The sequence below is a fragment of the Corallococcus carmarthensis genome (genome assembly GCF_003611695.1).
In the GTDB taxonomy this organism is placed as follows: domain Bacteria; phylum Myxococcota; class Myxococcia; order Myxococcales; family Myxococcaceae; genus Corallococcus; species Corallococcus carmarthensis.
Genome location: NZ_RAWE01000088.1, coordinates 16,283 through 35,323 on the forward strand (window position 1 = coordinate 16,283; position 19,041 = coordinate 35,323).

Consider the following 19,041-nt stretch of genomic DNA (forward strand, 5'->3'; position numbering starts at 1 on the left):
ACATGACCTCGCTGACGTCGCTGATGCTGCTGGCCCAGGTGGGCAGTGGCCGTCTCCAGGGTGGTTGGGGGTACGTGGGCGCGTGCTACGGCATCTCCGTGGCCGCCTTCGTGCTCTACTCGGTGTCCCTCTGGGCGCGCCGTCCCCGCGCCGCCGCCGATTCGAAGGAGTGAGCCCATGACGCCCGTCAATCGCAACCGACTCATCGCGCTGGGAGCCCTGCTCTTCGCCGGCGCCGGCCTTGGCTTCATCGCCTTCGGCAACATCGGCGACAACCTCGTCTATTACTGGAGCCCGTCGGAGCTGCTCTCCAACGGCGACAAGGCCTACACGGCCACCATCCGCCTGGGCGGCGTGGTGCAGCCGGGCAGCATCCAGTGGAACGAGGGCCACACCACGCTGGACTTCCGCGTGGCGGACGGCCCGAACGCGGACGCCAAGAGCGTGCACGTGCGCTCGCTGGAGACGCCTCCGCAGATGTTCCGCGAGAAGATCGGCGTCGTGGTGGAGGGCACCTATGACAAGTCCGGCGTCTTCACGTCCAACCGGCTGATGGTGAACCACTCCAACGAGTACCGCGCGCCCAAGGAAGGCGAGTCCCCGCGCAAGTGGCAGGACACGCTGGCGGAAGGCGCCACCACCGCGACCGTGACTCCGCCGGGGGCGCCGTGAACGGAATGCTGGGCTATGGGTTGGTCCTCGCGGGCCTGGCCTTCGCCGCCTTCGGCGCCATCCTCGGGCTGGTGGGCGGCCTGCGCCGCACGGACGCGAGCTACCCCTGGGTGCTGCGCGCGGTGTGGGGCTTCGCCGCGTGCATGATCGGCAGCAACCTGGTGATGGTGGAAGCGCTCATCAACCACGACTTCAGCGTGAAGTACGTGGCCCAGGTGGGCAGCCGCGCGACGCCGCTCATCTACACCATCGTGTCGCTGTGGAGCGCGCTGGAGGGGTCCATCCTCTTCTGGGGCCTCATCATGGGCGTGTACCTGGCGGCGTTCGCCTTCGTGCACCGCCGCGAGCACGCGCGCTACATGCAGCTGGCGCTGGGCACCATGCTGGCCGTGGGCGTCTTCTTCGCCTTCCTCATCGCGGGCCCCGCCAACCCCTGGGGCGCCGTGTCGCCGGTGCCGGCGGACGGCCCGGGCCCCAACCCGCTGCTGCAGAACCACTTCCTGATGATCATCCACCCGCCCATGCTCTACGCGGGCTACGTGGGCATGACGGTGCCGTTCGGCGTCGCCGTGGCGGGCCTCTTGCGCGGGGAGATTGGTGAAGCGTGGATGGCGCCCCTGCGGCGCTGGACGCTCATCGCGTGGATGTTCCTCACGCTGGGCATCGTGCTGGGCTCCTGGTGGGCGTACGCCGTGCTGGGCTGGGGCGGCTACTGGGCGTGGGACCCGGTGGAGAACGCGTCCTTCCTGCCGTGGCTGACCGCGACCGCGTTCATGCACTCCACCATGGTGCAGGAGCGCAAGCGGATGCTGAAGCTGTGGACGCTGAGCCTCGCGCTGGCGTCGTTCGTGCTCACCATCCTGGGCACGTTCATGACCCGCTCCGGCATCTTCAACTCGGTGCACTCGTTCACCCAGTCGGACATCGGGCCCACGTTCCTCGTCTTCATCGCCATCCTGCTGGTGGTGTGCATTGGCCTCCTGGCCACGCGCGGTCACCTGCTGGCGCCGGAGGGCCGCCTCACGTCGATGATGTCGCGCGAGGCGAGCATCCTGGTGAACAACCTGGTGTTCGTGGCCATCACCTTCACGGTGCTGCTGGGCACGCTCTACCCGCTGGTGTCGGAGGCCGTGCGCGGCATCCGCGTGAGCGTGGGCGAGCCGTACTTCAACAAGATGGCGGTGCCGGGCGGCATCGCGGTGCTCTTCCTGATGGGCGTGGGTCCGGTGCTGCCCTGGGGCACGCCGGACAAGGCCGCGGTGCGCCGGCAGTTCCTCATCCCCGCGGCGGTGGGCCTGGTCATCACCATCGCCTGCTACGCGGCGGGGCTTCGCGGCGTGTACCCGCTGCTCACGTTCGGCCTGGGCGGCTTCGTGACCGTCATCACGCTGCGCGAGCTGGCGGTGCCGGTGCGCGTGCGCATGACGGAGCGCAAGGAAGGCCTGGTCACGGCGGTGGCCACGGCCACGAGCAAGGCGCGCCGGCGCTTCGGCGGCTACGTGGTGCACCTGGGCATCGTCGTCATCATCGTCGCCGTGGCGGCCTCCAGCGCGTACGTGAAGCACACGTCCGGCACGCTGAAGAAGGACGGCACCATGATGCTGGACGGCTACCAGCTGAAGTACGTGGGCCTGTCCAGCGGCGAGGAGCCGCACCGCACCTTCGTCGCCGCGCGCCTGGAGGTCACGGCGCCCAACGGCACGGTGTCGGAGCTGCGCCCGCGCATGAACTACTACGAGCGGAGCACGGACCCCGTGGGCACGCCCGCGGTGCGTGAGTCGCCGAAGGAGGACCTGTACGTGTCGCTGATGGCCTTCAGCGAGACGACGGGCACGGCGAGCTTCAACGTCTGGGTGTTCCCGCTGGTGGGATGGATCTGGTACAGCCTGCCGCTGCTGCTGCTGGGCACGCTCATCGCCGTCTGGCCGCAGCGCCGGGCCGCGATGCTGCGCGCGGACGCGCCGCCGGTGGGCGCGGCGCCTCCCCTTCCGGGCACGGACGCCGAACGGGGTGCGGCGTGAAGCGCTGGCGGCTCCCCCTGGTGTTCACCGCGGTGGGCGCGGCGCTGCTCTTCGTGCTCTTCCAGGGCTTCGGGCGCGACCCGCACGAGGTGCCCTTCATGCTGAAGGGCGCCCCCGCGCCGGACTTCACGCTCAGGCCGCTGGACGGCGTCGACGACGTGAAGCTCGCGGACTTGAAGGGCCGCCCGGTGGTCATCAACTTCTGGGCGTCGTGGTGCGGGCCCTGCAAGTACGAGCACCCGGTGCTCGAGTGGGGCTCGCGCGAGCTGGGCTCCCAGGCCGTGTTCATGGGCGTCGTCTTCGAGGACACGGAGCCCAACGCGCGCGACTTCCTGCGCCGCATGGGCGCCAGCTTCCCGCAGCTGATGGACGAGCGCTCGCGCATGGCGGTGGACTACGGCGTCGCGGGCGTGCCGGAGACGTACTTCATCGACGCGCAGGGCATCATCCGCGGCAAGCACGTGGGCCCCATCGATCCGCAGACGCTGACGGCCCGGGTGAAGGAACTGAGCCAGCCGGCGGCGGGGCGCACCGCGGAAGCCGCCCGGAAGCCCTGAGTCAACATCGCCCGCTTGGAAGGCAGGCACCCGGGAGCCCGTCAGGCATTCCGGGAGCCGCCTCGCGGGAGGCCTGGAATCCGTAGTAAATCCCAGCTGCCGGCGTCGTTCGCGGGGGCATCCCCCGGCCCCTGCTCCAGCGAGGTGGTCTTCCATGCAGTGCCCTGAGTGCGGTGAGAGCGCGGCGGACGTCCGCTTGGCGTACTGCGAGAACTGCGGCGCGAAGATGCCCGCGCGTCCAGCGTCCGCGACCCGCGCCAGCGGCGTCCGGAGCAACCGCCCCAGCCGCCCCATGACCGAGCCGGCCTATGCGTCGGAGCTGATGGACGAGGAGGAGGAGGCCCGGCAGCAGGGCCGCGGCGCCTCCGCGCCCCCGCGCGGCTCGAAGGCGCAGCCTCCGCCGCCGGACGCGTACGAAGATGAAGATCCGTACACGGGCCCGCGCTGGCTGAAGGACGTGCCGGGGCACTCGCAGAGCGTCGTGGGCGTGGGGTTGGTGGCGTTCTCGTTGGTGTTGTCCATCCTGCCGTTCTTCCCCAGCGTGGGCGTGCTGGGGACGCTGCTGACGCTGGTGGGCTGCGTGGCGCTCGTCGCGCGCGAGCTGCGCCGAGACGGCAACGCGCCGGGCTGGGTGGAGCACGTGCCGCTGGTGCTGATGCGGCCGGAAGCGCCCGCCGCGTTCACGCTGCTGCTCGTGGCGCTCACGGTGCGCCTGCTGTCGGGCTTCAACCTGCTCGTGCCCCTGTGGGCCGCGGGCACGGTGCTCATCGCGCTGGAGCAGTCCAAGCTGGTCATCGCGGGGCCGGACGGCGTGGGCCGCGACTTCGACGCGCGCTCGCTGCTGGGCTTTCCGCGGGTGCTGGCACTGGCGGGCGTGGCGGTGTGCGTGGTCGCGCTCTTCCTTCCCTGGGGGAAGGTGATGGCGGACGGGTCGGCCCTGCCGGACAACGCGCCGGTGCCGGGGAGCGTGCGCGGCGCGCCGCCGGAGCTGCGCGTGCTTCCCACGACGCGGCCCTCGGATGACTCGCTCTACAGCCTGGGGGGCGGCGTCACGTCGCGTTCGGGTTGGGACCTGCCGCTGTCGGAGCTGCCGCTGCTGGCGCTCCTGTCGCTGCTCGTGCTCGCGGCGCTGCGGCCGGAGGTGGAGCGTCCGGCCTTCCTGCGGTGGGTGCCGGTGGGGGCGGTGAGCGTGAGCCTGCTCTGGGCGCTCGCGGGGGTGAAGCTCGCGGTGGGACCGTTCGTGTTCCTCTTCGGCCTGGGGGCGGTGGGCTTCCATGCGGTGCGCCACGCGCTGGGCCGCGACGAGCCGCAAGCGATGCTGCCGCCGGAGGACGACGACGCCTACGACCCGGACCAGGACCTGGAGACCGAGTCCGATTCGGGCTACCGGGGCTAGGTCGCCCGCTTCACACGGAGGGGCTGCCCGGGCGGCGGGCGTGCGGCCCAGGTTTCCCTGTGCAATACCCGTCAGGGGGCGGTAGTTAGGGACGGCCCCCGCTGGAGCCCCCGATGAATGCCGTCCTCGTTTCGTTGACCCTCGCCCTGAGCCTTGCCACGGGGCAGTTCGCGCCGCAGCAGGCCGCGAGTGATCCGCTCGCGCCGGCCCAGGAGGCGCGGGTGCAGCAGCTGGCGAAGAAGCTGCGCTGCGCGGTGTGCCAGGGCCTGTCGGTGGCGGACAGCCCGTCGTCCATGGCGCGCGCGCAGCTGGACAAGGTGCGCGAGCTGGTCTCCGCGGGAAAGACGGACCCGGAGATCGTCGACTACTTCGTGGCGCGCTACGGCGAGTGGGTGTTGCTGGAGCCGCGCGCGGAGGGCTTCAACTGGTTCGTGTGGTTGGGACCGGTGGCGCTGGTGTTGGGCGGCCTCTTCGTCATCCTGAAACAGCGTCAGCCCTTGCCCGAGGGCGCCACGCCCGCGGAAGCCGCGCAGGCCCCCTCCCCTTCCACTCCCGCGCCGTCCACGGACGATGCGGACCCCTACCTCCAGGCCGTGCGCCGGGAGCTGGAGCGCTAAGCCATGCAGCCCGAGCCCACCAACTGGTTGCCCGGAATCATCGTCCTGTCGGTCGCCTTCGTGCTGGCGGCCGCGTGGCTCCTCTACATGAAGATGAAGACGGGGAGCGCGCTGCCGGACGCCACGGTGAAGGCGGACGGGACGGCGGACGACCTGGCGCAGCGGGCGCAGTCGCTCATCGAGCAGCTGCGCACGCTGGAGGCGGAGAAGCACCACTTCACCGCGGAGCACTACACGGCGGAGAAGGCGCGGCTGGAGAAGGAAGCGGCCGGGGCGCTGCGCGCGAAGGACGAGCACCAGAAGCGGCAGGCGGCGGGAGAGAAGGCGCCCGCGCGCAACGTGCCGGCGCCCTCGGGCTGGGCGTCGCGCAACCCGCAGATGGTGGGCGCGATGTGGGGCGCGGGCGTGGTGGTCTTCTTCGGAGGCCTGGGCTACCTGCTGGTGTCGGAGCAGAAGCCGCGCGAGGAAGGCCAGATGGGCACGGGCGTGACGCCGCCGGGCATGGCCCAGCAGCAACAGCAGGCGGAGATGCCCCAGCAGAACGACGAGCTGGAGCAGGCGCGCCAGCGGCTGGCGTCGAACCCGGGCGACGTGGAGGCCGCGTCGATGCTGAGCCACGAGCTCATCCGTCAGCAGCAGTTCGAGGAAGCGCTGAAGGTGACGCTGAAGGGCCTGGCGGTGGATCCGTTCAACGTGGAGCTGCGGGTGCACCGGGGCGTGCTGCGCGCGGCGTCGCAGGGCGACCTCCAGGGCGCGGAGCAGGAGCTGACGGAGCTGGTGGACACGTGGCCGGACGCGCAGGAGGCGCTCATCTTCCTGGGCAGCCTGTCGCTGCGCCGGGGTGACAAGGCCGGCGCGATCGAGCACTTCGAGCGCTTCACGGTGGAAGTGCCCAAGAACATGCAGCCGCCGCAGCTGGCCCCCGCCATCGCCCAATTGAAGGCCGAGGCCGGTCAGCAGTAGCGTGTCGGTAGCAGGGGGCCGGGTGTCCGGTCCCTCGAAGTGTGTCACCCCTGGAGGTGGGCCATGGGTGTGTCAGGCTTCTGGAAGGCCGCTGTCGCGCTGTGCGGCGTCGCGTTGTCATCCGCCTGTGCGACAGGCGGTTCCGCGACGTATGTGGAGGGCGCGCTGCGCCCCCGTCACTTCGTCTTTCATGAAGTGGTGAAGTGGGACGGCAAGGGTTCAGGCGGCTGGCGTGCAGCATGCCTTTACGTCGGCATCGCCCGAGACACGGGGGAGATGTTCCTCTGCAGGTTCGGCGTGGAGATGCCCATCGCCAATAAAGCGCAGGGGTTCATCTCCACTGAACAGGCGCAAAGCCTTTCCGCGAGCTGTGCCAATCAGGCCGCGAAGGCAACCTTTTCCGCGGCGACGCCAGCCACTCCCATCAGCGTGGCCTGCGAGGAGTTCAGGACATTCTACGAGCTCACGCTCAACGCAGCCATTGAGGGTGCACGTGTCCCAAAGACCTGTGCATCGGGAATCAAGCCCGTGGTGGTGACACCTACGGGATCAACCAGCCGCGGAGGGATGTAACCCATGGTTCCATCCATTGAGAAGTTGCTGGAGATTGCACGGACCTACTGGCCCTCGCAGGAGGACCCCAATCAGGAGCCCAGCCCCGAAGCACATCTGCTCCGTGCGCTCTGGAATAAGAAGCTGGAAAAGCCTGGTCCTTGGGACGTCCTGATTGAGCAACTCAGAAACGCGTTCCCAGAGAACAGTGTCGGCAACATCACCACGGCTTCGGATGCATGCTTCTGGTGCGCCATCTACCCAAGTCACTCTCGTGAGCCTCCTGGACTGCACTGGGTCTACGTCGGCTGCGCCAGCATCATCGCGCCGGTCTACACCGTGTACCGGGTCCAGTTTGAGTACGGCGAGAGGCGAACCTTCCGGCAGCTCGACTTGGAGCCTCCGGCGGTAGAGCCCGCGGTCACGATGTCGAGACTCATGGAGTCCACGATGGATTTGAGCCTGCTGCCCCCTGACATCGCCAACCATCCAGCGCCTGTCTTCGTGGGCTGGAAATCCCCTCCGAAGACGACGCTCTTCCACGCGCTCTTCACCAGCTATCCAGACAACCTCCCCTGACCCTCATCCCAACCTGCGGATGGGAGCACCGGCGAGGAACGCGCGGATGTCCTCGACGGCTTCACGGAAGTACGTCGCGTAGTTCCCCTGGGACACGTAGCCCAGGTGCGGTGTCGCGAGCAGGTTCGGAAGCCTCCGCAGCACGTCGTCCGCGGCAACGGGCTCTGTTTCAAAGACATCCACCGCCGCGCCCGCGATGAGCCCCTGCTGGAGCGCTTCGACAAGCGCGGGCTGGTCCACGATGGGCGCGCGCGACGTGTTGATGAGGTACGCCGTGGGCCGCATCCTCGCGAGCTCCGCGCGCCCCACCAGGCCCCGCGAGCGCTCCCCCAGCACCAGGTGGATGGACACGAAGTCGCTCGTCTCCAGGAGCACATCCTTCGACGGGGCACGCGTCACCCCGGCCTCCCCTGCCCTCGCATCCGTGAGGTTCGGGCTCCACGCGACGACGTCCATGCCGAACGCCAGGCCCACACGGGCCACGCGGCTCCCAATCTTCCCCAGGCCCAAGAGCCCCAGCCGCTTTCCGTGCAGGTCCACGCCCACGGAGTGCTGCCACGGGCCGCCCTGCCGGAACGCGGTGCTCTCCCCCACCACGTTCCTCGCGAGCGCCAGGATCAACGCCCACGTCAGCTCCACGGGGGGCTCGGTCGCGCTCGCGGTTCCGCACACCGTCACGCCGTGCGCGGCGGCCGCGGCCAGGTCGATGGACGCGTTCCGCATCCCCGTCGTCACCAGCAAGCGCAGCCGTGGCAACCGGTCGAAGAGCGCCTTCGGAAACGGCGTGCGCTCCCGCATGACGACGACGAGGTCGAACGGCGACAGCGCCGCGACCAGCTCCTCCTCTCGGGAGAAGTGCTCGCGGAACACCGTCACCTCGACCTGTGCGCTCACGGACGACCAGTCCGCGAGCCTCGTCGAAACGCCTTGATAGTCATCCAGGATGGCGCAGCGCAGCTTCTCCATGGCACCCGCCAGGATCCGCTGGAGCACCTGAACGCGTCAATCCACCGAGGCCTTGCGACGACGGAACCGGCGCACCTTCTCCACCAGCTCGTCCGACAGCACGCCCTTCACCGCGTTGCGCGTCTGGCGAGCGAACTCCTCGGAGCGCGTGAACCACTCGCCCGCCAGGCCCGCGCCGTGCGCGCGCAGCGACACCGTCTGGCGCTGATTCGTCACCCAGTCCGCCTTGTACGTCTCCGTGCCTCGCAGGAAGTCATACTCCGTCAGGCCCATCTCGATGGCGTCCTTGAACGTCTCCCCCACCAGCACCAGACCGACGCTGCGGTTGCGCCACGCCGGGTCATACCCGGACTGGAAGTACACGAACGTCTGGCCATGCAGGATGCCGTACACGGACGCCACCGCCTGGCCGCCCACCTTCATCGTGTACATCCGCAACCGGCCCCGCTCCGCCAGCCACTGCGTCGCGTCCCGGTGGAACGCCTCCACTCCGGCGCCCTTGATGCCCTGCGACCCTCCATCCGAGGACCAGCGCAGCGCGTGCAGCCGGAAGAAGTCCGTCATCGGCCCGGCCAGCTGGCCCGGCGCGTCCGTGCGCTCGATGCGGTAGCCGTCCTGCTTCTCCAGCCACTTGCGGCGGCGCAGGTAGTTGTCCCGCCGGCCCGTGCGCTTGAGGAACGCATCGAACGGCTCGCCCGGCACCAGCGTCTCGTACGGGCACACGTAGCGCTCCGACACGCGCACGTCGCCAAACACCTCGCGCGCCACGCCGAGCGTCGTCGAACCCTCGCGCAGGTCCGTCAAATCCAGCACGTCCCACTCTTCGCGCAGCCCCTGGAGCACGTTGAAGAACGACCGGGCCACCTCCGCCTCGCGGCCCTTGCGCGCCACCACGTCCAGGTAGTCGCTGCCCACGTGCGTCTCACCCAGGAAGCCCAGGCGCCGCACGCGCACACCATTCACCCAGCGGTGCTCCAGCCCCAGCGGCAACAGGCCCACCAGCGTGCCCAGCCGGTCGCGGGCCGTCAGCACCAGCGGCCGCACCTGCGGCGAGATGCGCCGGCACCACGGATACAGCCACTCCCAGGCGTTGAACGGACCGGCCGTGCTCGCGTCCAGCAGCGAGTTCCACTCCGCCCGCATCCCCGCCATCTGAGAGGCACTGCCCACCGCCGCCACGTCCAGCCGCGGCGTCAGCCTCGGCCCCGCCGTCAATTCATCTTCGCGGATCACCGCGTCACCCCGATGCCTTTCCCGAAGCACTGCCCCGGCCCCCGAGTGCCATTGCAACCCGGGAGCCAGCTCCTGTTCCCTCACGACGCGCGCTTGCTCGGACGGCGCTCGGACTTGAGCGCCTCCCGGACCACCTCGGCCACCTGCCCCATCACCTCCGGCGACAGGTCCTGGTGGCAGGGAATCTCCAGGAGGGTGCGCCGCAGCTGCGCCACCTCCGGGAACTCCGACGGGTCACACGCGGGATGGAAGCGCTTCCAGAAGTCGATGGCGTCGATGCCCTTCTCACGCAGCCTGGCCAGCAGCGCCTCCTTGTCCTGCACCACCATCGGGTAGAACAGGGGGCTCACGCCCGCGGGCAGCTGGTTGAAGAGCGGCGGCGACACGTCACGCAGCCGGCCCAGCAAGAGGAAGTAGTTGCGGCGCCGGGCCTCGACGATGGCCTCCAGGTCCTGCGCCAGGGCAATCCGCTTCGTCAGCGGGCTCATGCCCAGGTCCACGTGCCGCCGGTCGAAGTGCTGCGTGCCCGTGGCCACCCGTTCGATGCTCGCGGCCTTCACCGTGCCGTGTCCCACCGAACGCACCAGGCCGCGCAGGCCCCGGCCCACCGCCCCGCCGCGCAGCTCCAGGTTCTGCAGGAGCGCGGACACGGTGTGGCTGAAGGTGGACGCCACCGGCGGAGCGGGCGGCTCCGGCAGGCTGTACGGGCGCTTGCCATTGACGACCAGCGCACCCCCATTGGGTACCGGAAGCGTCTTGTAGAGGCAGAAGATGCCCACGTCCCCCGTGGTGCCCAGCGGCGTCGCGCCGTCGGACGACAGCAGGGACAGCGCGCAGTCTTCAATCAGCGGGATGCCGTGCTCGTCCGCCAGCTTGCGCATGGCGTCCACCGGCCCCGGGAAGCCCGCGTAGTGGATGAGGTAGAGCGCGCGCGTCTTCGGCGTGATGCGCTTCGCCACGTCCGCCACGTCCACGTCCCAGCGGCTGCCCACGCGGTAGAAGCGCGGCGTCGCGCCCGCGTCCACCACCGCCTCCACCTCCACGCCGTGGTGGTAGGCGGGCATCAGCACCTCGCCGCCGTCCAGGCGCAGCATCTTCATGGTCAGCCAGACGGCGTTGCGCGCGAAGTAGAAGTAGCGCGCGTTGGGCGAGGAGAACGGCGGCAGCGCCCCCGGGCGCGGCGGGGCCATCAGCATTCCCGGCCACAGCGTGGGCAGGGACGGAACGAACAGCTTGTCAGACGTCTTCACCGCTTCCATCGCGCCACCACCTCTTTCGCCGCGGGCACCCACCGGAACTTCGCCGCGCACAGGGCCCGGCCGAAGGGGGTGTCATTGAACACGTAGAGCCAGGTGTGCTTGCGGACCTGATCCGTCCAGTCGCGCTTCCACACCATGTCCGGCCCCAGGAAATCGAACTCGGTGAGCCCCCGCTCCAGGCAATGCCCCAGCACGTCCTCCATGAGGAGCTGCCCCGGGCTGCATTCCTTCAGGCTCTCGTCGTAGCCAGGCTTCAGCAGGAAGTAGCGCCCGCCGTATTCCAGGCCGTACTGGAACGCCACCGCGCGCCCATCCACGCGCAGGAAGTACAGCGCCAGCCGGTCGCGGTACGCCGAGTCGCGCGCCAGCTCCGTGTAGAAGCCGCGCGTCTTCGCGTCCTGCGCCATGGCCGTGCCATTCGCGCCCTTCCAGCCGCTCTGCTCCAGGAGCAGCCCCTCCTCCAGCGTGCCCTCCAGGTCCAGCCCGCCGGACACGCGCTCGAAGGTGACCTTCCCCTTCTCCTCCAGCTTGCGGCGGCGGCGGCGGCAGTTGGCCTTGAACTTGGACGGCAGCGACGCGAAGTACGCGTCCTTCTTCGCGGGCAGGGGCACGTAGGGCGACTGCAGGGACTCCCACTCGCCCACCGGCAGGCCGCCCTGCTTCGCGGCCTCCAGCAGGCGGAAGCCCACGCCGCCGTCCGGCACGTCCGTCAGCCGCAGCACGTCCCAGCCGCCCGTACTGCGCAGGTGGGAGAGGAAGGCCTGGACCGCGGCGTCCGGCTCGCGCGCCAGCACGTCGAAGCGGCAGGAGTGCGCGTTGGCCGCGGAGGTGAGCTGGCGCACCGGCACGCCGTACATGGAGCTGCGCTCCTCCACCAGCGGCAGCGCGGCGTTGAGCGTTCCATCCTCGCCGCGCAAGAGCAGGACGCGCATGCGCGCCCCAGCGGCGAAGTTGTCCAGCCACAGCCGCAGGAACTCGTGCCGGTAGAACAGCTCGTTGGAGGTCGCCTCCACGAGCGCGTTCCACTCGGCTTCCAGGGTCATGAAGGCCGCCCGGTCGTTGACTTCCACGACCCGAGGGACGGCTTGAAGTTGAATGGCTTCCATGTTCGCGGGCCCCAAGGTGGTGATGGCCAATGCGGCCTACAACCCGCTGCGCGCCATCTTCAGCAGGCAGGCAGCGACCTTGCGGCTGTCGTGTCGGATCTTGGACCCCTCCTTGAGGAGATCCGCCTGGACCGGAATCACGCCGGAGGACAAGAGCTCCCGCGTCTCCGCCGTCACCAGGAAGGACCCCTTGCGCGCATAGCGCTGGATGGACTCCTCCGCGGGCGACCGGCCGTTGACGAGCACCGCGTCCAGCACCGGACCCACGTGGTCGATGACGGCCTGCACGTGGTCCAGGCAGTTCATGCCGTCCGTCTCACCCGGCTGGGTCATCAGGTTGGCCACCATGACCTTCAGCGCGCGCGTCTCCTTGAGCGCCTGGGCCACGCCGTCCACCAGCAGGTTGGGCAGCACGCTCGAGTACAGCGAGCCTGGCCCGATGGCGATGAGGTCCGCCGAGTAGATGGCCTCCAAGAGGCCGTCCACCGGGGGCGGCGAGCGGGGGCTGAGCGACACGCGGCGCACGCGGCCCTGGGCACGGCAGATGTTGCGCTCGCCCACGACCTCCGTGTCGTCATGCATCTGGGCCACCAGCTGCACCGACGCGAGCGTGCTGGGCAGCACCTGGCCCTGCGCACCCAAGAGCTCCCCGGACAGCCGCACCGCCTCCAGGAAGTCGCCCTTCAGCTCCGCGAGCGCGGCGATGAGCAGGTTGCCCACCGCGTGGCCAGCGAGGCCCTTCGCGCCGCCGAAGCGGTACTGGAACACGTCCTTCAGCGCGCTCTTGCCACCCGCGAGCGCCACCAGGCAGTTGCGGATGTCGCCCGGAGGCAGCGCGCCGTGCTGGCGGCGCAGCCGGCCGGAGCTGCCGCCGTCGTCGCTCATCGCCACGACCGCGGTGATGTCCACGCCGGGTTGGCCCGCCTTGGGGGCCGCGCGGCGGGCCAGCCCCCTGAGCACCATGGGGAGGCCGGTGCCGCCGCCCATCGCGACGATGCGCGTGGGACGGTTCTTCGGCGCCTGCAACAGCTCGTTGCGCTCCACGCCCTGCGGCTTGTTGCGCGCGTCGTCCTGGCTCCACTGCTCCGAGAACGGCGCATCCACGTCCATGCCCACCATGTTCCGACCCCCTCGCCCATCCCAATCCATGGTCCCCACCCTCAGCATCCCGGCCTCCCCCGACAACCGGAGGCCGCGGACGGTCATCAATACCCACTACCCAACCAAGCTACCGAGCACCCCGCCCCAACAACACATGCCGGACAGTGTGGAAGATGATGCCGACGTCCAGGAACAGCGACCCGTTCTTCACGTAGTACAGGTCGAATTCCAACTTGTTGCGCGCGTCCTCCACCGACGCACCGTAGGGGTAGCGGATCTGCGCCCAGCCCGTGATGCCTGGCTTCACCGCCTCACGCAGGCCGTAGAACGGAATCTGCTGCTTGAGTTGCTCCGTGAACACCGGACGCTCCGGACGCGGGCCCACGAAGCTCATGTGGCCCAAGAGCACGTTGAACACCTGCGGAATCTCGTCGATGCGCGTCTTGCGGATGAACTTGCCCACCCGGGTGACGCGGTCGTCGTTGGAGCGCGCCCACACCGCGCCGTTCTTCTCCGCGTCGGTGCGCATGCTGCGGAACTTCCAGAGCGGATACGCCCTGCCGCCCAGGCCCACGCGGTCCTGCCGGTAGAAGATGGGGCCCTTGGAGTCCAGCTTGATGGCCAGCGCCACCAGGATGAGGAAGGGCGACGCCATCAGGAGGAGCAGCGACGCCACCGCCACGTCGAACACGCGCTTGAAGGCCCGGCGCAGGGGCGACACCGTCATCTCATCCGCGAAGGCGAAGTCGCTGGCGCGCAGGAACTGCACCGGGATGCGGCGCATCACGCGCTCGCAGAAGCCCGCCGCGTCGTACACCCGCCGCCCGTCCAGCCGGCAGCGCAAGAGCGAGTCCACCCAGTTGGCGCCGCGCATGTCATCCGCGGCCTGCACCACATAGGAGGCATTGAGGCGGGTCGCCATCGCGTCCAGCGGCTCGTCCACCTTGCGCGGGTCCACCAGGGCCACCACGCGGAAGGAACCCTCGCCGCCGTCTTCAATGGCGCTGGCCACCGCGCGGGCCTTGAGGCCGTCACCGACGACGAGCACCGCGTCGGGTTCACCCACCAGCGCCCGGATGGAGACGCGCACCACCAGCGTGCCGGCCAGGGCGCCCATCGCGCCACCCAAGAGCGTCCCGGGGGGCAGCACCACCGGCAGGGCCAGCGGCAGGAGCAGCATGACACCGCCCGCCACCATCGCGGTGACGCCCGCGGCCTTGAGGAAACGGTAGCCGCGCGTCCGGTCCTCGGCCGCGATGCGCAGGTCGTAGAGGTCCAACAGGTACAGCGTGAACTGGAAGGTGACGACGAAGGCCAGGCCCAGTCCCACCAGCGTCGGCCACATCGTGGCGAACGGCGGCTGGGAACCCAGGGGCGCGAAGAGGGCCGCGCAGGCCGCGGCACCCGCGACACAGGCCAGCGCGATCGCCGACGACTCGGCGAGGAAGAACGTCAACTTCTTGGCTGAAAAATAGTGGTGGAAAACGCGAAGCACGTGACTCCTCCAACCCCGACCCGCCGCCGCTCCAGGCCCCCCGCTCGCCGCACCTCATCGGTGCGAGGAGCGGAGTGGGCCCGCGAAACACCTTCACCTCGACTGCTGAACGCTGACTGCTACTTCTTCACGTAGTTCTTCAGGTACGGGGTCGCGTTCACTTCCGCCCCGTTCAGCACGCAGCCCACCAGCGCCGCGCCCGCCAGCTGCTCCACCGCCTGGTTCACCACCTTGGAGGGGGTGACGTTGGCGCGGATGACCATCAGCACGCCGTCCATCTGGTGGCCCAGGATGGCCGCGTCCGCGAACGGCAGCGTGGGCGGCAGGTCCACGTACACCTCGTCGAAGCCCTCGCGCACCGCCTTGAGGAACTGCTTCATGCGGGCGGAGGCCAGCACCTGGGTGCTCTCCTCCGGCGTTTCACCGGCGGGGATGACCGCCAGCCGCGTGGAGTTGAAGCGGCGCACCACGTCGCGCACATCGCACTCACCGGCCAGCAGCTCCGCCAGGCCCTGCTTGTTGCGCATGCCCAGCGTGGGGGCCACCTGCCCCCGGCGCAGGTCCGCGTCCACCAGCAGGATGCGGCGCTCCGGGTTCGCCCGGGCGGCGGCCAGGGCCAGGTTCACGCTCGTCACCGTCTTGCCCTCGCCGGGCATCGCGGAGGTGAGCGCCACCACCTTCATCGGACGCTGCTCGCGCATCCGCTCCAGGCGGTAATACAGGGTGCGGTACTGCTCGGCGGCCGCGGAAGCAGGGGCGGTGAGCGTCACCACCCGGCGGTCCACCGCGTTGCTCGAAGTCGCGCTCTCATCCACGCGGGGGAGGAAGTTACCGGCCCGCTCCATCGTCGAATCCATCTGAGTTCTCCAATCCTTTCCGTAAGGGGGCGGCAATTAATTCAGTGACGTGGGCGAGGAGACGCTGTTCTTGTTCCCAGCCATCGGCATCAAGATCCGCTTCTCCGTCTTCCCCTGCATGTTCGGGACCACCGCCAGGACAGGGAGCGTGATGCGTTCACGGACCTCGGTGCCATCGCGCAGGCTGTCGTCGCGCATCTCGAGCACGGTGCCGGTGAGGACACCCAGGGCCAGGGCCACCAGGGCGGCGATGAGCAGGCCGCTCATGCGGTCCGGGCGGGCCGGAGCGGAAGGCACCCCGGCGGGCGAGATGACGTTGAACAGGCTCTTGGCGCTCTTGGCCTCCAACTCCTGGGCGATCTCCGCCTCCACCTTGCGGCTCACCACGCTCTGGTACTTCGTGCGAGCGATTTCGTAGTCCCGGTTCATCACCGCCAGCTCCTGGGCCCAGCGAGGCGTGTTGTTCAGCCGCGCCTGGTACGCCTCGGCCTGCTTCTGGAGGTCCACGATGTCCTTCTGGATGTTGGTGATGAGCGTGGCCACCCGGGTGCGCTCGTTGCGCTCGGCGAACATGCGGCCTTCCGCGTCCTTGCGCTGGGTGCTGATGTCACCCAGCTCACGCTCCATCCGCTTCACTTCCGGGTGATCCGGCGTCCACTGCGTCTTGGCCTGCGTGAGGGTGCGGGACAGGCCACTCTCGGAAGCCTCCAGCCGGCCGGCCTCGCTGTCCGCGGCGTTGCGAGCGCGGGCCAGGTCGGAGCGGCGCGCCTCGGCGGAGCGCAGCTCCTCGGACTTCGTCTGCATCTGGGCGCTGATGCGCTCCAGGCCGCGCATGTTCATCTCCATCTGCTCGGGCAGCTCGCCCAGGTGGTCCACCTTGAAGCGGGAGATCTTGCTCTCCCAGGAGGACACGGCCTTGCCCATGGAGACCATCTCCTCGGTGAAGAGGTCCGTGGCGCGAGCCGCCTGCGTCTGGCGGATCTTCAGCGTCTCCTCGGAGAAGATGGCCGGCAGGCGGTTGGCCACCTGCGCCACCACCTGCGGGTCGCGGCCCATGTAGGTGAGCTCGAAGGCCGTCTCGCCCTCGACGCGCACGGTGAGGTCCTTGCGCATCTGCTCCACCGCCGCCTCGATGCCCTTATCGGACACGAGCTCCGGGTAGAGGTTCATCTCCTCGATGGCCTTCTGGAGCACCGGCCGCGCAAGCAACTCCTGGCGCACGGTGACCAGCCGCTGCTCGATGAGCTCGCTCACCGTCCGCTGGACCATCTCCTCGCCGGGGCGCTGCGGCTCCACACGCACCACCACCGACGCTTCATAAATGCTCGGCCGGGTCATCACGATGGCCGCACCCAACACGAAGATTGCTGCAGCGATCGCCCCCACCAGGGCCTTGCGACGCCACAGCGCCGAAAGCATCTGGTCCGCCGTCATCCCACGCTCCATGATCCGCTCCTCCATGCCTCGAACTCGAAAGTTGCCTACCAAGCTGTCATGACCAGACGAAGGGCGAACACATTGCGTGTCAGGTCCCCCGCCCCAGCGACATCCGCCGCACCCACCTGCGCGATGCGGTCGAACGCCCCCTGCAGCGCCAGCTTCCGGCTCAGCCGGTACTCGACGCCTCCACCCACCGCATAGCCCTGCGACACGTTCGTGGTGTTGCGCCACTCCGTGTAGTTCTCACCGGGCGCCGTCCCGTTCCGGAAGAAGCTGGCCGCCCCGAAGGCCGACAGCTTCTGCGTGAACCGGTGCGCCCCCATCACCGACGCGTAATCCGCCCACACCGCGCCTGAAAAACCGCTCGCGCCCACCAGGTCGTGGCCCATGGCGAAGCCGAAGTCACTGCGCTCGCCCTCACGCATCACTTCCAATCCCACGCGGGGCAGCCACCCGCCGCGAGACGCATCCGACGGCAGGTAGCGCACCGGCCCGCCCCGGAGGGTGAGCGTGGTGGGCCGCGTCAGCCGGTAGCGCAGGGCCGCGGAAGCGCCGTGCGCCTGGCTGTAGTCGCCGTCGTACAGGAAGCCCTGGTAGCGGTAGTCCACGCCCAGCGCCAGCCGGCGCGTGGTGCGGTACCAGAGCTCCAGGGACGGGGTGTGCGCGTAGCCCGCAACCCGTCCCGCCTCGATGATGCGCGTCGCTTCGAACGTGTAGTTGCCGCGCACGTCCATGCGGTCCGTGACGCGCGCCGTGAGCCCCACCTTCGTCTGTGCATAGAAGGTCGGCGCCGTGGAGCGCGCCAGGCCGTCACGCGGCAGCGACGTGGGGTCGGTGACGCGGAACACCTTCGCGCTGGCGTCCAGCCGCAGCCTGCGGGACAGCACGTCCCTCAGGCCCACGCCCGCGCGGTGATCCAACGTCGTCTGACCGGAGCCGTGCCGGGCCAGGAGGTCCGTGGCGTAGAACGAGTCGAGCGTGAGCTGCTCGTTCTTCACGTCCAGGCCCAACCGCGGGGACAGCTTCGTCATGAACTGCCCGTTGGTTCCACCAGCCCCCAGACGGATGTCGTTGTCGAAGCGCTCCTCCGCCGTCAGGCGCAGCCGCGGCTCCAGGATGGTGGCCGCCTGCGCGGCCGGCGCGGCGATGAGACAGCCTGCAATCACTGCCCGCTTCCAGTTGCCCCTCACCGCCGCCCTCCCGTCCATACCCACGCCCACGTTCGCTGATTCCGGATGTCTGTCTTTGAAGTCTTCGCGTCCGCCCCGCTTCACGGGACGACGACGGTGTCACCCGGCCGCAGGATGACCAGCTCGCCGCTGGGGGAGACCAGGTCGCTGTAGCGCACCGGGATCTGCCCGCCGTTGCCGTCCGTGCGGATGACGACGATGCCGTCGGAGTTGGCGAAGTCCGTGAAGCCGCCCGCCAGCGCGATGGCCTGCAAGAGCGACACGCGGCCGCGCAGCGGGTAGGCGCCCGGGTGGGCCACTTCGCCCGTCACGAAGACGCGGCTGCTGTTGACCTCGCGGACGATGACCGTCACGCGCGGCTCCTGCACATACGGCGTGAGGCCCGACTTGAGCGCTTCCGCCAGCTCCGTGGGCGTCTTGCCCGCGGCTTGAATCTCACCCACCATGGGGATGGAGATGAAGCCGTCGGGACGCACCGGCACCGTGCGCGACAGCTCCTGATCGCGCCAGACACTGACGTCGAGCACGTCCTCACGGCCGATGCGGTAGGGCTGCTCCGCGTTGTCGACCTTCAGCGTCTGCTGGTGAGCACAACCCGACAGGAGGAGCATCCCCATCACCGTCCAGAACCCCGTGCGCCGCATTCCCATCTTCCGCTCTCCTTCGTTTTGCTGATGTCCGCGCGGGCCACCGTTCGTACGCCCCGCAGGGCCAGGCGACTCGCTTCTGGCGGTGGCTCTTAGCAGCGCGTGTGCCAGCGACCTCGGGGAGGGAAAACCCTTGGAATGCAGTGGGTTACGGCGTGCCACATCAGGCGCACCTGGGCGCATCCGGGAAAAATTCCGGTCCTACCCCGGTGTTCTCCCCTGTGCTTTCTGCCGATCGCTTCCACGGGGTGGAAGAGGATTGCCCAACGTGCGCCCCCCACCTTCCACTCCATTTCACGCCTCCTCTTAGAGGCCCGTGCCAACGGGCTGGCACGCGCCTTGAAAAGGGATTGGGCGTCGGACAGCGGTAGTGGTTCAGGGGTCCAATTC

The 19,041-nt window shown here is 69.3% G+C and carries 19 protein-coding genes; 9 read left to right on the forward strand and 10 right to left on the reverse strand.

Translation table 11 applies throughout. The features are described 5' to 3' along the window. The first annotated feature begins 2 nt into the window (after positions 1–2). The 9 genes from D7X32_RS46010 (at position 3) to D7X32_RS22815 (ending at position 7,357) form a co-directional block, all read left to right on the forward strand. The gene (locus D7X32_RS46010) at positions 3–173 is read left to right on the forward strand and encodes a hypothetical protein (RefSeq protein ID WP_167497667.1); all 171 of its coding nucleotides are present in this window, start codon (positions 3–5) and stop codon (positions 171–173) included. Positions 174–177: 4 nt separating this feature from the next. Next, entirely contained in the window at positions 178–672 is a 495-nt protein-coding gene (locus tag D7X32_RS22785) for a cytochrome c maturation protein CcmE (protein ID WP_120604678.1), read from the forward strand. Continuing rightward, positions 669–2,693 carry a heme lyase CcmF/NrfE family subunit gene (locus D7X32_RS22790; RefSeq protein ID WP_120604679.1) on the forward strand — a complete coding sequence of 675 codons (2,025 nt, stop codon included), beginning with the start codon at positions 669–671 and terminating at the stop codon, positions 2,691–2,693. The genes D7X32_RS22785 and D7X32_RS22790 overlap by 4 nt, the downstream gene beginning before the upstream one ends. Further along, complete coding sequence (locus tag D7X32_RS22795) at positions 2,690–3,250, forward strand: TlpA family protein disulfide reductase (protein WP_120604680.1); 561 nt, start codon at positions 2,690–2,692, stop codon at positions 3,248–3,250. The genes D7X32_RS22790 and D7X32_RS22795 overlap by 4 nt, the downstream gene beginning before the upstream one ends. Before the next feature lie 154 nt (positions 3,251–3,404). Further along, the gene (locus tag D7X32_RS47600; RefSeq protein ID WP_120604681.1) at positions 3,405–4,646 is read left to right on the forward strand and encodes a zinc ribbon domain-containing protein; all 1,242 of its coding nucleotides are present in this window, start codon (positions 3,405–3,407) and stop codon (positions 4,644–4,646) included. 113 nt (positions 4,647–4,759) lie between these two features. After that, a complete protein-coding gene (locus D7X32_RS22805; RefSeq protein ID WP_120604682.1) occupies positions 4,760–5,263 on the forward strand; it encodes a cytochrome c-type biogenesis protein in 504 nt (167 codons plus the stop codon). Positions 5,264–5,266: 3 nt separating this feature from the next. Continuing rightward, on the forward strand, positions 5,267–6,226 hold the full coding sequence (locus tag D7X32_RS22810) for a tetratricopeptide repeat protein (protein WP_120604683.1): 960 nt from the start codon (positions 5,267–5,269) through the stop codon (positions 6,224–6,226). Positions 6,227–6,289: 63 nt separating this feature from the next. Further along, positions 6,290–6,799: a hypothetical protein gene (locus tag D7X32_RS45035; RefSeq protein ID WP_147450225.1), complete on the forward strand. Its 510-nt coding sequence runs from the start codon at positions 6,290–6,292 to the stop codon at positions 6,797–6,799. Between the two features lie 3 nt (positions 6,800–6,802). After that, positions 6,803–7,357, forward strand: a complete 555-nt coding sequence (locus D7X32_RS22815; RefSeq protein ID WP_120604684.1) for a hypothetical protein — start codon at positions 6,803–6,805, stop codon at positions 7,355–7,357. A gap of 3 nt (positions 7,358–7,360) precedes the next feature. Here D7X32_RS22815 and D7X32_RS22820 read toward each other — a convergent pair whose 3' ends face one another. The 10 genes from D7X32_RS22820 to D7X32_RS22865 all read right to left on the reverse strand — a co-directional run bounded on the left by D7X32_RS22820 (position 7,361) and on the right by D7X32_RS22865 (position 18,654). Further along, positions 7,361–8,350, reverse strand: a complete 990-nt coding sequence (locus D7X32_RS22820) for a D-2-hydroxyacid dehydrogenase family protein (RefSeq protein ID WP_244239140.1) — start codon at positions 8,348–8,350, stop codon at positions 7,361–7,363. A 9-nt stretch (positions 8,351–8,359) separates the two neighbouring features. Then, the gene (locus D7X32_RS22825) at positions 8,360–9,556 is read right to left on the reverse strand and encodes a GNAT family N-acetyltransferase (protein WP_120604685.1); all 1,197 of its coding nucleotides are present in this window, start codon (positions 9,554–9,556) and stop codon (positions 8,360–8,362) included. Between the two features lie 80 nt (positions 9,557–9,636). Continuing rightward, on the reverse strand, positions 9,637–10,815 hold the full coding sequence (locus D7X32_RS22830; protein WP_171448045.1) for a DegT/DnrJ/EryC1/StrS family aminotransferase: 1,179 nt from the start codon (positions 10,813–10,815) through the stop codon (positions 9,637–9,639). After that, the gene (locus D7X32_RS22835; protein WP_120604693.1) at positions 10,803–11,921 is read right to left on the reverse strand and encodes a GNAT family N-acetyltransferase; all 1,119 of its coding nucleotides are present in this window, start codon (positions 11,919–11,921) and stop codon (positions 10,803–10,805) included. Before D7X32_RS22835 ends, D7X32_RS22830 begins: the two co-directional genes overlap by 13 nt. Before the next feature lie 36 nt (positions 11,922–11,957). Continuing rightward, positions 11,958–13,040 (reverse strand): gluconeogenesis factor YvcK family protein, encoded by a 1,083-nt coding sequence (locus D7X32_RS22840; protein WP_120604686.1) that lies wholly within the window; start codon positions 13,038–13,040, stop codon positions 11,958–11,960. Positions 13,041–13,149: 109 nt separating this feature from the next. Further along, positions 13,150–14,517, reverse strand: coding sequence for a polyisoprenyl-phosphate hexose-1-phosphate transferase ExoE (gene exoE, locus D7X32_RS22845; protein WP_120604687.1), 1,368 nt, complete (start codon positions 14,515–14,517; stop codon positions 13,150–13,152). 119 nt (positions 14,518–14,636) lie between these two features. Beyond that, entirely contained in the window at positions 14,637–15,374 is a 738-nt protein-coding gene (locus D7X32_RS22850; protein ID WP_120604688.1) for a CpsD/CapB family tyrosine-protein kinase, read from the reverse strand. Between the two features lie 36 nt (positions 15,375–15,410). Next, positions 15,411–16,820, reverse strand: coding sequence for a GumC family protein (locus D7X32_RS22855; protein ID WP_120604695.1), 1,410 nt, complete (start codon positions 16,818–16,820; stop codon positions 15,411–15,413). Between the two features lie 35 nt (positions 16,821–16,855). Next, positions 16,856–18,022 carry a hypothetical protein gene (locus D7X32_RS22860; protein WP_120604689.1) on the reverse strand — a complete coding sequence of 389 codons (1,167 nt, stop codon included), beginning with the start codon at positions 18,020–18,022 and terminating at the stop codon, positions 16,856–16,858. Positions 18,023–18,084: 62 nt separating this feature from the next. Then, on the reverse strand, positions 18,085–18,654 hold the full coding sequence (locus tag D7X32_RS22865) for a polysaccharide biosynthesis/export family protein (RefSeq protein WP_120604690.1): 570 nt from the start codon (positions 18,652–18,654) through the stop codon (positions 18,085–18,087). Positions 18,655–19,041 lie beyond the last annotated feature (387 nt).

Excerpts from the sequence above, each read along its gene's own strand:
- D7X32_RS47600 (WP_120604681.1), top strand. The coding sequence starts at position 3,405 with ATGCAGTGCCCTGAGTGCGGTGAGAGCGCGGCGGACGTCCGCTTGGCG.
- D7X32_RS45035 (WP_147450225.1), top strand. The coding sequence starts at position 6,290 with ATGGGTGTGTCAGGCTTCTGGAAGGCCGCTGTCGCGCTGTGCGGCGTC.
- D7X32_RS22855 (WP_120604695.1), bottom strand. The coding sequence starts at position 16,820 with ATGGAGCGTGGGATGACGGCGGACCAGATGCTTTCGGCGCTGTGGCGT.
- D7X32_RS22850 (WP_120604688.1), bottom strand. The coding sequence starts at position 15,374 with ATGGATTCGACGATGGAGCGGGCCGGTAACTTCCTCCCCCGCGTGGAT.
- D7X32_RS22830 (WP_171448045.1), bottom strand. The coding sequence starts at position 10,815 with ATGGAAGCGGTGAAGACGTCTGACAAGCTGTTCGTTCCGTCCCTGCCC.
- D7X32_RS22840 (WP_120604686.1), bottom strand. The coding sequence starts at position 13,040 with ATGGTGGGCATGGACGTGGATGCGCCGTTCTCGGAGCAGTGGAGCCAG.
- D7X32_RS22805 (WP_120604682.1), top strand. The coding sequence starts at position 4,760 with ATGAATGCCGTCCTCGTTTCGTTGACCCTCGCCCTGAGCCTTGCCACG.
- D7X32_RS22810 (WP_120604683.1), top strand. The coding sequence starts at position 5,267 with ATGCAGCCCGAGCCCACCAACTGGTTGCCCGGAATCATCGTCCTGTCG.
- D7X32_RS22815 (WP_120604684.1), top strand. The coding sequence starts at position 6,803 with ATGGTTCCATCCATTGAGAAGTTGCTGGAGATTGCACGGACCTACTGG.
- D7X32_RS46010 (WP_167497667.1), top strand. The coding sequence starts at position 3 with ATGACCTCGCTGACGTCGCTGATGCTGCTGGCCCAGGTGGGCAGTGGC.
- D7X32_RS22835 (WP_120604693.1), bottom strand. The coding sequence starts at position 11,921 with ATGGAAGCCATTCAACTTCAAGCCGTCCCTCGGGTCGTGGAAGTCAAC.
- D7X32_RS22785 (WP_120604678.1), top strand. The coding sequence starts at position 178 with ATGACGCCCGTCAATCGCAACCGACTCATCGCGCTGGGAGCCCTGCTC.
- D7X32_RS22865 (WP_120604690.1), bottom strand. The coding sequence starts at position 18,654 with ATGGGAATGCGGCGCACGGGGTTCTGGACGGTGATGGGGATGCTCCTC.
- D7X32_RS22860 (WP_120604689.1), bottom strand. The coding sequence starts at position 18,022 with ATGGACGGGAGGGCGGCGGTGAGGGGCAACTGGAAGCGGGCAGTGATT.